At 40.8% G+C, this 14,830-nt stretch carries 13 protein-coding genes; 6 read left to right on the plus strand and 7 right to left on the minus strand.

Translation table 11 applies throughout. The features are described from left to right. The 3 genes from KVY11_RS03200 to KVY11_RS03210 all read right to left on the minus strand — a co-directional run bounded on the left by KVY11_RS03200 (position 1) and on the right by KVY11_RS03210 (position 2,958). Positions 1-1,443: a hypothetical protein gene (locus tag KVY11_RS03200; RefSeq protein WP_218288078.1), complete on the minus strand. Its 1,443-nt coding sequence runs from the start codon at positions 1,441-1,443 to the stop codon at positions 1-3. A gap of 237 nt (positions 1,444-1,680) precedes the next feature. After that, entirely contained in the window at positions 1,681-2,250 is a 570-nt protein-coding gene (gene dcd, locus KVY11_RS03205) for a dCTP deaminase (RefSeq protein ID WP_004694514.1), read from the minus strand. Between the two features lie 114 nt (positions 2,251-2,364). Beyond that, positions 2,365-2,958 (minus strand): LysE family translocator, encoded by a 594-nt coding sequence (locus KVY11_RS03210; protein ID WP_004694517.1) that lies wholly within the window; start codon positions 2,956-2,958, stop codon positions 2,365-2,367. A 361-nt stretch (positions 2,959-3,319) separates the two neighbouring features. On the opposite strand from KVY11_RS03210, the gene KVY11_RS03215 reads away from it, so the two are divergent. From KVY11_RS03215 to KVY11_RS03225, 3 genes are read left to right on the plus strand one after another with little or no spacing between them, the layout of a single operon-like run. After that, positions 3,320-4,330 (plus strand): TAXI family TRAP transporter solute-binding subunit, encoded by a 1,011-nt coding sequence (locus KVY11_RS03215; RefSeq protein WP_148826496.1) that lies wholly within the window; start codon positions 3,320-3,322, stop codon positions 4,328-4,330. After that, on the plus strand, positions 4,327-4,800 hold the full coding sequence (locus tag KVY11_RS03220) for a DUF1850 domain-containing protein (RefSeq protein ID WP_183174050.1): 474 nt from the start codon (positions 4,327-4,329) through the stop codon (positions 4,798-4,800). The genes KVY11_RS03215 and KVY11_RS03220 overlap by 4 nt, the downstream gene beginning before the upstream one ends. After that, a complete protein-coding gene (locus tag KVY11_RS03225; RefSeq protein WP_218288079.1) occupies positions 4,797-6,809 on the plus strand; it encodes a TRAP transporter permease in 2,013 nt (670 codons plus the stop codon). Before KVY11_RS03220 ends, KVY11_RS03225 begins: the two co-directional genes overlap by 4 nt. Positions 6,810-6,860: 51 nt before the next feature. On the opposite strand, the gene apbC is transcribed toward KVY11_RS03225, so the two are convergent. After that, positions 6,861-8,138, minus strand: a complete 1,278-nt coding sequence (gene apbC / locus KVY11_RS03230) for an iron-sulfur cluster carrier protein ApbC (RefSeq protein ID WP_218288080.1) — start codon at positions 8,136-8,138, stop codon at positions 6,861-6,863. 317 nt (positions 8,139-8,455) lie between these two features. On the opposite strand from apbC, the gene KVY11_RS03235 reads away from it, so the two are divergent. Further along, a complete protein-coding gene (locus tag KVY11_RS03235) occupies positions 8,456-8,785 on the plus strand; it encodes a hypothetical protein (RefSeq protein WP_004694526.1) in 330 nt (109 codons plus the stop codon). Between the two features lie 43 nt (positions 8,786-8,828). Here KVY11_RS03235 and KVY11_RS03240 read toward each other — a convergent pair whose 3' ends face one another. Continuing rightward, entirely contained in the window at positions 8,829-9,293 is a 465-nt protein-coding gene (locus KVY11_RS03240; protein WP_183174047.1) for a hypothetical protein, read from the minus strand. A 149-nt stretch (positions 9,294-9,442) separates the two neighbouring features. Continuing rightward, a complete protein-coding gene (locus KVY11_RS03245) occupies positions 9,443-10,243 on the minus strand; it encodes a hypothetical protein (RefSeq protein WP_218288081.1) in 801 nt (266 codons plus the stop codon). 350 nt (positions 10,244-10,593) lie between these two features. Between KVY11_RS03245 and metG the strand changes: the two genes are divergently transcribed. Next, positions 10,594-12,663, plus strand: coding sequence for a methionine--tRNA ligase (gene metG, locus KVY11_RS03250; protein WP_218288082.1), 2,070 nt, complete (start codon positions 10,594-10,596; stop codon positions 12,661-12,663). A 118-nt stretch (positions 12,664-12,781) separates the two neighbouring features. Here the strand turns inward: metG and KVY11_RS03255 are convergent, their stop codons facing one another. Further along, positions 12,782-13,303, minus strand: a complete 522-nt coding sequence (locus KVY11_RS03255; protein ID WP_218288083.1) for a hypothetical protein — start codon at positions 13,301-13,303, stop codon at positions 12,782-12,784. Between the two features lie 477 nt (positions 13,304-13,780). Between KVY11_RS03255 and KVY11_RS03260 the strand changes: the two genes are divergently transcribed. Next, positions 13,781-14,749 carry an MBL fold metallo-hydrolase gene (locus KVY11_RS03260; protein ID WP_218288084.1) on the plus strand — a complete coding sequence of 323 codons (969 nt, stop codon included), beginning with the start codon at positions 13,781-13,783 and terminating at the stop codon, positions 14,747-14,749. Positions 14,750-14,830: the final 81 nt, after the last annotated feature.

The raw sequence follows: 14,830 nt of genomic DNA on the forward strand, positions 1-14,830 counted from the left end.
CTATAGCCCTGTGGTCTTAATTTTTAAGTGTTGGATCAATACACCATCTATAGCAACTGAACCCAAATTCACAGGAACTGCTGTTCCAGTCCCGCGGAATACCACACCAGTAGATTGTGTCGCCGTATTGGCTTTGAGCGTATTGGTGGTCGGATCCCGTGTCACACTACCAATCGAAATACTGCTATGTGTTGCGTTATTTCCTTGGTATTGAATCGCGGTACTCCCTGCCCCCGTTTGAACAAAATTCGAACCACAATAGGCCACATTACAGGTTGATCCTTTATAGTCAGCATTGTTTCCACCCTGTACATCTGGGTAGTAGGTATAAATCTGCTTATAAATCTCAGGCACATTCGGAATACGCGTGACTTCGAGAATAATATTGCGTCCTTCCGAACCTACAACAAAAGGCTGATACATATTACCCAAGACCAAGTTAATATTTGGGCTGTATAAATAAAGTCCCTCGCTCGCATCAAAAATTGGAGCCAATGAACGATCTAATGCGGGTGTGACTGCCGTACCGTCGTTGGTCGCAGCTGTGCTCAGTCGAAGGACTTTAGCATTCAATAGCGCTTTATTTGCGTCGTTGTTGGCATAGACCAATCCAGATGGATCATCATTGGTATTGATCCGAAGTAAAGCTGCCATCCCAAACGTTTTATTTTGCTGGTCTAGGGTAGATGCTTGAGTTTGAAACATACGCACCTGTGAGCCATTTAAACTCAATCCGTTGGCAACTGCCTGTAAACGTATTCTCTGGTTTAAACTTAAATCAGGATCTGCTGCCGCGTTGGTTGTTGTTGGTGCACCAGTGATAGGGTCCACTTTATTTTGGGAATTCCAGCTACGTGAAAAAGCATCCCACCATAGACCTAATTTAATATTATTATCTGTGTCACTCGCTACAACCGTTGCTAAAGGCGCTTCCAGCCCTAGAAAACTTACATCTGAACTTGCATTCGACTGATGAAACTGTTTAATCCCCGTGGCTGTGCCAGCGCGAAATAACCAAGGGTTAACATCGCTTCCCCATGTAAAACCCTGATTGCTGAAACGACTATTGGCATTATTATCAGACCGTGAAAGTGCTAAACCATAAATAAAGATGTCCGCTTTGGTTCGTTTCGTGGTCAGATCATCGGCATTGGTATATTTGGAGTAGTTCTCACCCACAGGAATAATACGAATGAAACCCGTGTCGTATTGTTGTGGATTGGCCACGCCACGGTTATAACTAGAAGCCGTGGAGAGATCATTAGCCCCTTGAAACACCATCTTGAAGTTTTCAGGAAGTAACGCAATGCCTTCACCCGTAGTATCCGCTAGATATTCATCGGAAAGTGACTCAAGGGCAAATGTAGGCTGCGCAAGCATGAGTCCGACAAGACTAGCTAAACAGGATTTTTTCAATCCTGCGGGATATATACGATTCGTCATCTCGACCATCCTTATTATTCGATGCTCCGCATCTTTATGTACTGCATCCTTTGCTTGGCATTCTACTCTGCGCACTATAATTTTTATTTGCGTCAACCAAAGCACTCTATTTCACAATTGATTATGCTGAAACTCAGCACAAATGCAAAACCAACTGTCCGATAATATTTATTTTCCGATGAATGAATTGACATAAAAAAAGCGGATCAATGATCCGCTTTTTTGAATATTTAAAACTTAGGTCTTCGGTAAAGTCACACCTGTTTGACCTTGGTACTTACCACCACGGTCTTTATACGATGTTTCACACACTTCGTCAGATTCGAAGAACAACATTTGTGCAACACCCTCACCTGCATAAATACGTGCAGGAAGATTAGTTGTATTCGAGAACTCTAAAGTAACATGACCTTCCCACTCAGGCTCAAGTGGTGTGACGTTTACGATAATACCGCAACGTGCATAGGTCGATTTACCCAAACACACAGTCAACACATTACGTGGAATACGGAAATACTCAACGGTACGAGCTAAAGCAAATGAGTTCGGCGGAATAATACAAACATCAGCTTCAATGTCGATAAAACTTTTATCATCAAAGTTTTTTGGATCTACAATTGCCGAGTGAACATTGGTAAAAACTTTAAACTCACGCGCGCAACGAACATCATAACCATAGCTCGACACACCATAAGAAATGAGTTTTTGACCATTTTCATCTAAACGAACTTGGTTTTCTGCATACGGTTCGATCATGCCGTGTTTTTCGCTCATTTCGCGAATCCAACGATCGGACTTAATAGCCATTTATTCTTTCCAAAAAAGCTTAATTTCAATAATTGCGTTGTACTTTAACTGAAATCGCTTTCAATGAAAATAAGCGCGTTTAAGTTCGCAAAATTTCTGTCTTTAATTACTAAATTAAAAACTTAAAATCGCAGAATAGCTCAGTGGAATCGAAAAACTCATCAAAACCAGCGACGCTGTTTTTTGCAGGTTAGATTGGTTCAGCCAACGAATTTTATTGCTCGCTAAAATTGACCCAATAAAAGTCCAAAAGAAAGCTATAGGAACAATTAACACCAAAAACAGCGACATATGCGAAAGGTAATAATCCAATTTTGTCCACGCAATAGTCGGGAAAATGGCAGAAGCAAATAACAATGCTTTAGGGTTCAATAGTGTTGCCAAAAACAGTTCACGTGCCCGAATAGTCGGTTGATTAAAACTCACTTCAGCATCGGCTGTACGCCATAATTTGATGGCCAAATAAATGATATAGCTTGCACTGAACAGTTTTAAAATAGTCGGCAATAAAGGCAAGTGTACGGACACTTTTCCAATAAGGAAGCCCCATGCCGTGATTGAAATGAGATAGCCAAAAGCTTCTGCTGGAATGAGACGCAAAGATTTACGAATACCGACTTGAATGCCCGAAGAGGCAAGTAAGGTATTGGTTGGTCCTGGAGTTAAAAGAATGGTTATCACTAAACCAATAAAAAACCAAGTGACCATATTCACAGACCCACATATATATAGCTATAAGCGTAATGACTTGCCATGCTGAAAGCAATCAAATTTAGTGAACCGTGATAACAGTTTTTTTAATTTTCATTCAATACTTAACATAAATAACGTATAAGACCCTTACCCAATCTAGCATTCATAAAAATGACGCCACATGCTTTATTCTTTTTTCAAATCAATGATTTTATAAATCAAATAGACATGCCTAATGAAAAAAAACTATTCAAATGATTTTTAATCAGTTACTTTTTAAAACATGCGTATTTTTATTCATCAATCTGATCACGCTAAGTCAAGGATAAAAGAGCCAAGTGAATGGCTTTGAAGATAATAAAACGAGGAAAAGTATATGAAAAAATGGACTCAACTCACGCTACTTTCAATTGCACTTGCGGGTCTAGGAGCATGCTCAAGTGACAATAAAACCACGACTTCAGGCGATGCTCAAACTGAAACCAGTGCACAAGCATCCGACAAACTCCAAAGTAAATTTGTCAACATAGCAACAGGCGGCGCATCTGGCCCGTATAACGTGATTGGCACCAGTTTGGCTGAAATTTATAATAAAACCTACGGTGTAAATTCAAAAACCCAAACCACAGGCGCATCGGTAGAAAATCTTAACTTACTCAAACAGAAAAAAGTCGAAATGGCTTTTGTCATGAGTGACAGCTTAACTGAAGCACTGAATGGCACAGGTAGTTTTGCCAGTGGGAAAATTGATAATGTCCAACAAGTGGCGGCACTCTATCCCAACTATGTACAAATTGTGGCATCAAAAAAATCAGGCATTAAAAAGCTTGAAGACTTAAAAGGTAAACGCATTGCCGTCGGTGCCCAAAACTCAGGGGTTGAAGTTAATGCGCGCACCCTCTTAAATGGTTTTGGTATTACTTACAATGACGTGAAGGTCGATTATCTAGGCTATGCAGAAGCCGCGGATGCTTTAAAGGGTGGGAAAATTGATGCTGCATTCTTAACCAGTGGTATCCCCAACTCATCCTTGATGGAACTGCAACAAGGTTTCGATTTACAACTGGTCGGGATTGATCCGGCGAAAGTGAAACAAATCGCCAAAAACCAAACTTATTTCCTATCTCTGAATATTCCGAAAGGCACTTATGGTAATGCAGAAGATATTCCAACTGCGGCCATTATGAACGCTTTAGTGGTACGTTCCGATCTTTCTGAAGATGATGTCTATAAACTGACCAAAACCTTCTTTGATAGTTTAGGACAATTGGCCAACTCACATCAGGCAGCGACAGAAATTAATCTGGAAACGGCTCAAAAAGGCGTGGTTGCTCCGCTACACCCTGGGGCTAAGCGTTATTACGACGAACTCGCAGCGAAAAAATGAAGCTGAAAAAAGGTGCAGTGATTACTGCACTTTTTCTACTCGGTTTATGCGGGCTGTTGTTCTTACCTGTTCGCTATAGCGAAGTAACTGTTGCTCAAATGCAGTGCCGAATTTCAACAGCACAATTTAGTTTGCAGTGGAAACATTCAGTTGAAAAAACCCGTTGGATTGAAAACTATCAACAGGAGCAACAGCACTTTATATTGCGCTACACCGACCTGATTTCTTTCGGTGCAGGCACACCGAATGACTATCCCATCATCTTTCAAAAAGACGGTATAGTCAGAATGAAAGTTAATCGGCGAATTGATCAAATCAACTGGATCATTTCCAAGAATATGCAAGGCAGTATCATCATTCACCAGAGCGTCTGGCCTATTTTTCAACAATATCCAGATTACACCTTGGTGCAAATTACAGCACAACAACAGCCCTTGTGGAAAGCATGGCAGATCGGAGAATGCCGATGACTCAAAATGAAGACAAAGTTGCCCCTGAACAATTAGATGAGCAACAACAACAAGCCATTTTAGAAAAATTTGATCGTGAGTCAGTGACCCGTACCCCAAGCAACAAATCTGTGGCATGGTTTATAGCGGCGATTGCTATTTTCTATTCCTTATTTCATTTATTTATTACCTTTAATCCACTCCCCGAACTGATTCAACGTTCCGCCCATGTCGCTATTGGTTTGGTTTTAATCTTTCTACTTTATCCTGCGCGTCAGTCCAGTTCACGACAAAGCATCCCTTGGTTGGATTGGTTACTTGCCCTAGCCTCTTTAGCAACCTTTTTATACCTTTGGAAAGAATATCAAGCCATTATGACCACGCGTGGGGGTATTCCAAACACTTTAGATATTGTTTTTGCCATTTTAGCCGTGGTGCTGGTGGTTGAAGGCGCTCGGCGGGTTATGGGATGGATGCTGCCTATTTTAGGTTTAGCTTTTCTGTCTTACCCGTTTTTTAGCCACTATGACTGGGTCCCTGATCGTTTATTGACGCGTCCATATAGTATTAGTGATATTTTCGGGCAAATGTATTTAAAAACCGAAGGTCTTTATTCTTCCGCAATCGGTGCTTCAGTCACTTTCATTTTTCTGTTTATTTTGTTTGGTGCTTTTCTGGCGAAATCAGGCATGGGCAAATTGTTTAATGATCTTGCGATGGCACTTGCGGGACATAAACAAGGTGGCCCTGCAAAAGTTGCCGTCATTTCCAGCGGCTTTATGGGCAGCATTAATGGCACAGCGGTGGCCAATGTCGTGGGGACCGGTTCATTCACTATTCCACTGATGAAAAAAATTGGCTACCACAAAAATTTTGCAGGTGCTGTTGAAGCCAGCGCTTCTGTAGGTGGACAAATTTTACCCCCTGTGATGGGAGCCAGTGCCTTCATTATGGCTGAAACCACGGGTGTCAGTTATGGGACCATTGCCCTTGCAGCTACCCTTCCAGCTTTGCTCTACTATTTAGGCGTGATGGCGCAAGTTCATTTCCGTGCTGGTAAAGACAATTTAAAAGGTGTACCGAAAGCAGATTTGCCACGGGTTAAAGATGTCCTCAAGGAGCGAGGGCACTTGCTTATTCCGATCGTGGCTTTGGTATTTTTCCTCTTTCAATCCATTCCTGTCAGTTATGCCGCGGTCTACACCATTGTCTTAACTGTGATTGTGGCGAGTTTCCGCAAATCGACCCGTATGGGCTTCAAAGAAATATTAGAAGCGCTCGCCGATGGTGCAAAACAATCCCTTTCAGTCATGGCAGCCTGTGCTGTGGTGGGGATTATTATTGGTGTAGTGAGCCTGACCAGCTTTGGCTCTGTCATGACCTCCTCAATTATGAGCATCGGTGCAGGCAGCCTATTTCTAACGCTGTTCTTTACCATGATTGCATCAATGATTTTAGGTATGGGACTTCCTTCGATTCCAGCCTATATCATTACCGCGACCATGGCTGCACCCGCTTTGGCAAACTTTGATATTCCCACACTGGTGGCGCATATGTTTGTGTTCTACTTTGGTCTGTTTGCCAATATTACGCCACCTGTCGCCTTAGCCGCGTTTGCAGGTGCGGGAATCGCAGGGGGTGATCCAATGCGCACAGGTTTCCAAGCCTTGAAACTTTCTTTGGCAGGTTTCATTGTCCCGTTCCTGTTCGTCTATAACCCTGCCATGCTGATGATTGATACGGCCAACGTCGCAGTCAATGCACGTGAGTTTGCCTTTCCTGCATGGACAACTATTGTGAGTATTGTCTTTACCTCAGTGGTTGGGATTTTGGCACTGGGTGCAGCAGTTGAAGGTTACTTTAAAGTTGGTTTGAATTGGTTCTGGCGGATTTTCTTAGGTGCAGGTGCTTTATGTATGATTATCCCTGAAACTGTGACTGATATTATCGGGATTGTGATGGTGGTGATTGCGATCAGCATTAATATTATGCAAGCCAAAAAACAAAATCAGTCCTATTCACTGTCCTAAAAAAGCAAAAAAAAAGCCCAACTCAACAGATTGGGCTTTTTTATGGCTGATTTAGAAAATACGAGTCTGGTCTTTTTCAGCCTGAGGCAGTGCGGCTGCAATTTTTTCAGCAATCTGCATATAGCTGTCTGCTGCACTATCTTCCACTAAAACAGAAGGCTTACCCGCATCTGCATTTTCACGGATTTGTACATTTAAAGGTAAACGTCCCAAAAGCGGAATAGCGTATTGCTCCGACAGTTGATCTCCACCGCCCGTACCAAAAATTTGCTCTTCAAATCCACAATTTGAGCAAATATGGGTCGACATATTTTCCACAACACCCATAACTGGAATATGTACGCGGTTAAATAACTCAATGCCTTTGGTCGCATCCATAAGTGCCACGTTTTGCGGTGTGGTTACAATCACTGCACCTGTCACAGGAATGCGCTGCGCAAGCGTCAACTGAATATCACCTGTACCCGGTGGCATATCAATCATCAATACATCTAAGTCAGGCCATAAGGTTTGATTGAACAGTTGCATCAACGCCCCTGTCGCTTTCGGTCCACGCCAAGCCACAGGAGTATTGTGATCACCTGTTAAATGCCCAATCGATAACACTGCCAAACCATAGGCATCTAAGGGTACAAAATTTTCCGCTTCAATCATCGGCGTTTTGCCCGCATTGCCCAACATGGTCGGAATACTTGGACCATAAATATCCGCATCTAAGACCCCAACTTTTAAGCCGAGTTTTTGCAAAGCAAGTGCAAGGTTTACCGTGGTTGTGGATTTGCCCACGCCCCCCTTGCCCGAGGACACCAAAATCACATTTTGAATACGCGGATGCTTCGGCACATCACGTTGTTGTGGCGCTGCTTTTTGAATGGGTGGATTGTTTGGATCAGTTTCAACGGGTTGTGCAACTGCTTTGGGTGCTGAGCCTGAAGCATCAATCACTGGGGGTAAATTGCTTTTCGGTGCAGCCTCTTTTGCTTGGCTTGAACAGCTCTCACCTTCAGCATGCTGATGTCCACAGCCACCTGACTTTTCTTTATGTCCCGTTTTTTGTTGAATCACATGCATGTTTAATTCTTTGATACCGCATGCTTCAAGCGCAACCGCCAAATCATCATGAATCTGTTGTAAATCATCTGCTTCGGCAGGAAAAGTATTGATGGTAATTTGCAGAATATTGCCCTGCACATTCACTTGAGTAATGCGGTCTTTCAACGCATGGTTTGAATTGGGCAAGATATAGTTTTGCAGTACTGTTTGGATTTCTTCTTCCTTTACCTCCTGCGCAGGAGAAAAAACTGATTTAAGAGAAGAAAGCCACGACATATATGTACTCCAAATTCGAGTATTCAGCTGAATGCTATAGTTTAACCACAAAACGAACTTAGGTTAAGTTCAGTATTTATGGATTATGCCATGAAATTTAGTATTCCTAGCTTTTTAGTTGGTTTTATACGCTGAATATCAAAGGGCGAAGCTTAGTCGCTTAAGCTAACTGAAAAAATAAAATCGGTGAATTGGATCAAATTTGAACGTAAAGAATTGTAAGTACAATCCAATCTCCCCATTTAAGGTGATGTTATTGCATAGCAAAATATCTATATTCTGTTGTTCTATCTTGACGCGATTTGGGGAGAAAAAAAATGAAACTTTGGGCCGTGGTTGTTTTGGCTTGCACCATATCTAGCTTTAGTTTTGCAGATACATCAACCAATTCATTTAAAACCCCTGCGGGTCAAACTGTGACTATAGGTGATCAAGTTCAAGACATGCAGAAAAAAATCGATTTATCGCCGATTTCTATGTCCTCTACCCCAATCAGTAGTGCACCGAATAGCCCACTAGAGACGGTATATGTATATGAAATTGCAAACTATCGTTACACCATCCGCACCGTAAACAATCAAATTCAGAGCATCATGTGGTTTAATTTAGACGCAGACCCTGCACTCAGTACACAGTCTACGCCATAGTATTAGCGAACATTTAAGGCCAACATTCGCCATTTCAGACGGATTAAGCTTGGTCGTCTTTTTTAAACTTTTGCAGTGTTTCTGTGGCTTTCTTTTTCAACTCGTCAAACTTTTCAGTGGCTTGCACCTTAAATTCTTCCAGTTTAATTTCAGCCTCATGCTTTAACTCAGTGGCTTTAAGTTTAGCCTCATCCAGTTTATGCCCTGCTTCAACTTTAAAATGATCCAATTTTTCCTGCGCAACTTGTTTCGCATGCTCGGCTTTGGCTTGTGCAGACTCCAACTTTTGCTCAAAGGCTGCATCACCTTCGGCTTTAGTTTCTACTGCGTTCTGCTTTAAGTCAGTCAGCTGCTTTTCAGCATCAAGCTTAGCTTCAGTGGCCTGATGTTTGACATCTTCCAGCACTTTCTCGCCTTCGAGTTTTGCCGCTTGAGCTTTCAACTTCAAGTCTTCACCCAACTCAGTCGCTTTGGTTTTTAAATCATCGAGTTTATTGTCATTCGTCATGTCACAGGCCTCTTTCGTATTTAAAATTTTGCTTAACTAAGAGTTATACCTTGCTTTTTAAGTGCTGACCTCATTTGCATCATTTGGAAACAATAGCTGTACAGGATGCAGCAATTTAAACACCATCCTGTACCATTCAACGGAAGAGACTAACGCTTTAAAGTACTGATAAAACTGATGACCGCAAACAGCCAAATAAACAAAATGAAACTGCGTGCTTGCGTGAAATGGATCACGTCTGCGCCATGTACCATATTATGACGGCTGGCCGTGACACTCGAACTCGCATCCATTTTCAAGGCTTCAAGGCTCAGAAAATACGGATTGATTTCACTGGCAATTTTGACTTTATGCCATAGGCTTTTGACTTCATGACCTTTCAAACCTGGTACGATTTTATAGACATCGACAAACTTGGTTTGATTTTGCTGTAAATAGCCATGTTCAATCAGGACATCCGTCAAAATTCCTTCAATTTGACCATAAAGAACCGTAATACAACCTGCATAACACTGCTGTTGATATAGTTTTAAAGTTTCTTCAATCACGCTGCGGCGCTGAGCTTGGAATGCACCCAAATCCATCGCGTCGTAAGCGTCAAGCAAAGTCGCTTGGAAATAGTCCGTTTGGATTAAATTGGGCAACTGAAACTTAGTCATATCAGCTTCTTTTTCATTGGCCATTTGCCAGAAAAACAACAGATTGAGCACGTCATTGGCCATTGGTTCATCACTTTCATACTCAAGTTGATCCGCCATTACCGCAAAGTACGAATCTTCAGACTCGAGCTGACGGAGCGACTCGAGCAATTGTGCATGTGGTCGACTACCCATTGAAGCAAGATATTGTTCAGCTTGTTGTAAAATTCGATTGCCCAGTAGTTTGGTCGCTTGTGGATTTTGCGGAATTCGGGTCACGGGTTGGTCGAAATCAAAATCATCATCGATCATGGACGGCATACTCTTAAAAACGGGCTGAATGCACGTATTATCGCTGTTAATGGCGCATGAATATAGAGAAAATATGCATTAGTTTTAAGCTCCATGACTTGAGTTTTGAACAATCCATTCAATCTTTTATTAAAAGATGAACAAACTGTTTTATGCCGTTTTAGACCATACATTTCCCATGATTTTTTTAGTATTTTGCTCAAATTAGCGATGGATGCTCAATCTAGTGATCAATTCATATGGGCTTTAGTCTCATTTGAAAACTTTTCACCGATTCACTTGTGCAAGTCGCGGCTATCTAAGGTAAAATCGTTGACCTTATATAAAATACGAATGAGAGAGTCATATCCGTGCGTAATATTTTAGTCACTAACGCCCTACCATACGCCAATGGCCCCATCCATATGGGACACTTACTCGGTTATATCCAAGCAGATATTTGGGTTCGTGCCATGCGTGCAATGGGACACGATGTGACTTATGTATGTGCAGATGATGCTCACGGTACAGCTATCATGCTACGTGCCGAAGCCAATGGTATTTCACCTGAAGATCAAATTGCCAATGTGCAAAAAGAACACATCCGTGATTTTGACGGTTTCGGTGTGCATTTCGACCATTATGATTCAACCCATAGTGATGAAAACCGCTCTCGTGCTTCTGAAATTTATGTGAAAAACCGCGAAGCAGGCAATATTGCCATCCGTCCTGTCAACCAGCTTTTTGACCCTGAAAAAGGCATGTTCTTATCGGATCGTTTCATTAAAGGTGCGTGCCCGAAATGTAAGTCGGAAGATCAATATGGCGACGCGTGTGAAGTCTGCGGTACAACATACAATGCGACTGAGCTTTTAAACCCAAAATCAACTTTAAGTGGTGCGACGCCTGTAGAAAAATCTTCAGATCACTACTTCTTTAAACTGCCGAATTTCTCAGAATATTTACAAAAATGGACGCGTGACCAAGGTCGCCTACCAGTTTCAATTGCCAACAAACTCGATGAATGGTTTGAAGCAGGTTTATCAGACTGGGATATTTCACGTGATGCGCCGTATTTCGGTTTTGAAATTCCAGATGCGCCGAATAAATATTTCTACGTTTGGGTCGATGCGCCGATTGGTTATATGTCGAGTTTTGAAAACTATATCAAAGCTAAACGTCCTGATTTAAGTTTTGACGACTTTTGGAAGAAAGACTCTGACAAAGAAGTCTATCACTTCATTGGTAAAGACATCGTTTACTTCCACGCGCTGTTCTGGCCTGCAATGCTTGAAGGTGCAAACTACCGTACGCCATCAGGTTTATTCGTCAACGGTTTCTTGACTGTAAATGGTCAGAAGATGTCGAAGTCTCGCGGGACATTCATCAAAGCTGAAACCTATTTAGAGCACTTAAACCCTGAGTACTTACGCTACTACTTCGCGTCTAAACTGTCAGATAAAGTTGAAGACTCTGATTTGAACTTGGATGATTTCGTTCAAAAGGTAAACTCAGATTTGGTTGGTAAAGTGGTCAACATTGCCAGCCGTTGTGCAAAATTTATCAACACCAAGTTTGATAATAAATTATCGGCAACTTGTGCAGAACCTGAATTGGTACAAAGCTTTATTGATGCAGGCGACTCAATTGCGAAAGCCTATGAAGCACGTGAGTTCTCTGCTGCGATTCGTGAAATTATGGCGCTTGCAGATAAAGCCAACCAATATATCGATGAGAAAAAACCTTGGGCTATAGCGAAAGTTGAAGGCGAAGAGCAACAAGTACACGATGTTTGTTCGGTAGGAATTAACCTGTTCCGTCAACTTGCAGTTTACTTAGCACCTGTACTTCCTACTTTAGCAGCTCAAGTGCAAGAGTTCTTAAAACTAGACCGCTTTGACTTTGCTTCTGCTCAAACAGCATTGGTCGATCATGAAATTGCATTGTTCCAACCTTTAATGCAACGTGTAGACCCGAAAGCGGTTGCGGCAATGGTCGATGCTTCTAAAGACTCTTTAGCGGCTGCGGCTGAACCTGTAAAAGTGGAAAAGAAAAAAGAGAAGAAGGCCGAAAAGAAAGCTGAACCTAAAGTCGGTGAAGCTGTTTCTGAAAACAATGTAATTGGCATTGACGACTTTATGAAAGTTGAACTACGAGTCGCTGAAGTTTTAGAAGCTGCAACGGTTGAAGGTTCAGACAAACTTCTGCAACTGACTTTAAATGTTGGTGAAGCTGAACCGCGCAATGTATTCAGTGGTATTCGTGAGTTTTACCAACCAGAAGACCTTAAAGGTAAATTGGTGGTGATGGTGGCTAATCTTGCACCACGTAAAATGCGTTTTGGTATTTCAAACGGTATGGTACTTGCAGCAGGGAGTGGCGAAGGTGTTTGGGTGATTTCACCTGAATCTGGTGCTAAAGCCGGTGATAAAGTGTCTTAAGGTTTAGAAATTTATAAAAAGCCCTGCTATTTTGAGTAGGGCTTTTTAAAATCATATAAACTAAGTTTTTAACTAATAGAATTTAAGCCGTAATATCATCAAAAAATCTTCTCATATATTATTCATTTTTCATATTTTTTGCTAATTCAGAAATCTCTTTTTTAAAGTTCATAGCTACGTTCTCAAAGCTTTCCTGTACTTTGACAAAATTTTTAACATTAATTTCTTTGTCCACGTTCATATATTTCACTACCTCACTTCTTGCTTTGTTAACTCTTTCATATTCATCATTTAGTTCGGGAAAATATATATTCAATAAAGTAATAAGTTTTTGAAAGTCACCTGAGTTATACACCTTCGGATCTCTTATTAATTCAAACAAATCAGATTGCGTAATTTTTTTATTATGAAAGTGCAAATAGTTTAAATAATTTATAGCAAAATATGTATTCCATTTTTCAAATAATTCATAGACATTTTCCAACTTATTCAATCTAACCTCATTATTTTTTAATTGTAATTGAAATTTCAGATTTTTTTCTAAAGATTTCATATTAAAATAATTAGTAATAAAAACTGCTACTAAAGTTGAAGTTGCTGTAATCAAAACTGCTAAAATAGGTATCATGTCACTATTCATTTCATTAATTCTGTTTTGATTGTAATTAACCCGAATTACGGATAAACAATATATTTCAAAAAGAGGTGAGCTAGAGTCATCAGTTGAATTACCACACCAAGCTCACAATTCTAGTCCTTATACTCGATAGTACTCAATTATTCTATGTTATTCATATTTTTAATAAATTTAAACAAGTTATAAAAAATATCATCTAAAAAATTAGAAGTTTGTAACTCCGAATTTCTGAAATTGCGCTCATTTTTGTTTGGTATCTCTCTCGTTCCACCAACTTCAAAGTATTATTTAGTCTTAAAACACAATAACAACCGACTATCTTAGGCATCCACAATAGTATCAATAAATGCTCATCTTATCTGAAGATATTAATTTGGCATCGTATGCTTTATATTTATTTCCACCCGCAAAAATTAGATGAAAAAATCACCCCACATGCTAAAAAATAGACAATTCAACAAATTTTGTGAAACTTTATAAATGAATAAATTACTTGCTTCCACTTTAATTATCTCTAGTATCAGCAGTGTTTCAGCCTTCGCCCTTTCCCCGCCCGCCCCAATCTCGCAACAAAAACAAGTTTCAGGCTATTACCAATACCAAGCGGGTGATGTACAAATTACAGCCCTGCTCGATGGCACCAATTTCATGTCACCCAAACTATTTCAAAACACTCCAGAAAAAGAAGTGCATGAAATTTTAAAGAAATACGCTGCCGACCAAGCCAAAGGCGTACAAACCTCAGTCAATGCCTTCCTCGTGAATACAGGTCATTCACTAGTTTTGGTAGATAGCGGCGCTGCGAGCTGTTTTGGCGCACATTTGGGTTCAGTGTTAAGCAACTTAAAAGCGTCAGGCTATCAACCAGAGCAAGTCGATACCATCTTACTGACGCATCTACACCCAGACCATGTGTGTGGTATTAGCCAAAATGGCGTGGCAAACTTTCCCAATGCAACAGTGTACGTTTCCAGTGATGAAGCGAACTATTGGCTAAACCCGAAACAAGTCGACAAACTCCCGAAAGAAAAACAAGCAGGTTACTTAGGAACTGTTGAAAAAATTAAACAAGCTATTGCGCCCTATCAAGCCAAACAACGCTTCAAAACGTATCAGTTGGTCGATCAAGTTCAAGGCTTTAAAGTGATTAATACCGCGGGGCATACACCCGGACATTTTAGCTATGAACTGAAAACCAAAGACGAAACGGTGGTCTTTATTGGTGACATTGTGCACTCACATACCGTGCAATTCGACAAGCCGGAAACCGCAATCGATTATGACATCGACCCAAAAAAAGCGGTGCAAACTCGCTTAAAGCAATTTTCGGAATATGCAAAAGGCGGACAAACCATTGCAGCACCACACTTACCATTCCCTGCTATTGGACATATCTATTCAGCAGATGGGAAAAGCTATCAATGGATTCCTGTGCATTTTAAGGATTAATTTATACGAAAATCCTCTCTTCTTTTGACTGAGAGTTAAAAGTCACTTCAAACCAAATAGAAGTTTGTTAAATCATAAAAA

Source organism: Acinetobacter sp. CWB-G5 (assembly GCF_019209785.1).
In the GTDB taxonomy this organism is placed as follows: domain Bacteria; phylum Pseudomonadota; class Gammaproteobacteria; order Pseudomonadales; family Moraxellaceae; genus Acinetobacter; species Acinetobacter johnsonii.

Coding starts and splice junctions, on each gene's coding strand:
- KVY11_RS03200 (WP_218288078.1), bottom strand. CDS start 1,443: ATGACGAATCGTATATATCCCGCAGGATTGAAAAAATCCTGTTTAGCT.
- dcd (WP_004694514.1), bottom strand. CDS start 2,250: ATGGCTATTAAGTCCGATCGTTGGATTCGCGAAATGAGCGAAAAACAC.
- KVY11_RS03210 (WP_004694517.1), bottom strand. CDS start 2,958: ATGGTCACTTGGTTTTTTATTGGTTTAGTGATAACCATTCTTTTAACT.
- KVY11_RS03215 (WP_148826496.1), top strand. CDS start 3,320: ATGAAAAAATGGACTCAACTCACGCTACTTTCAATTGCACTTGCGGGT.
- KVY11_RS03220 (WP_183174050.1), top strand. CDS start 4,327: ATGAAGCTGAAAAAAGGTGCAGTGATTACTGCACTTTTTCTACTCGGT.
- KVY11_RS03225 (WP_218288079.1), top strand. CDS start 4,797: ATGACTCAAAATGAAGACAAAGTTGCCCCTGAACAATTAGATGAGCAA.
- apbC (WP_218288080.1), bottom strand. CDS start 8,138: ATGTCGTGGCTTTCTTCTCTTAAATCAGTTTTTTCTCCTGCGCAGGAG.
- KVY11_RS03235 (WP_004694526.1), top strand. CDS start 8,456: ATGAAACTTTGGGCCGTGGTTGTTTTGGCTTGCACCATATCTAGCTTT.
- KVY11_RS03240 (WP_183174047.1), bottom strand. CDS start 9,293: ATGACGAATGACAATAAACTCGATGATTTAAAAACCAAAGCGACTGAG.
- KVY11_RS03245 (WP_218288081.1), bottom strand. CDS start 10,243: ATGATCGATGATGATTTTGATTTCGACCAACCCGTGACCCGAATTCCG.
- KVY11_RS03255 (WP_218288083.1), bottom strand. CDS start 13,303: ATGAATAGTGACATGATACCTATTTTAGCAGTTTTGATTACAGCAACT.
- KVY11_RS03260 (WP_218288084.1), top strand. CDS start 13,781: ATGAATAAATTACTTGCTTCCACTTTAATTATCTCTAGTATCAGCAGT.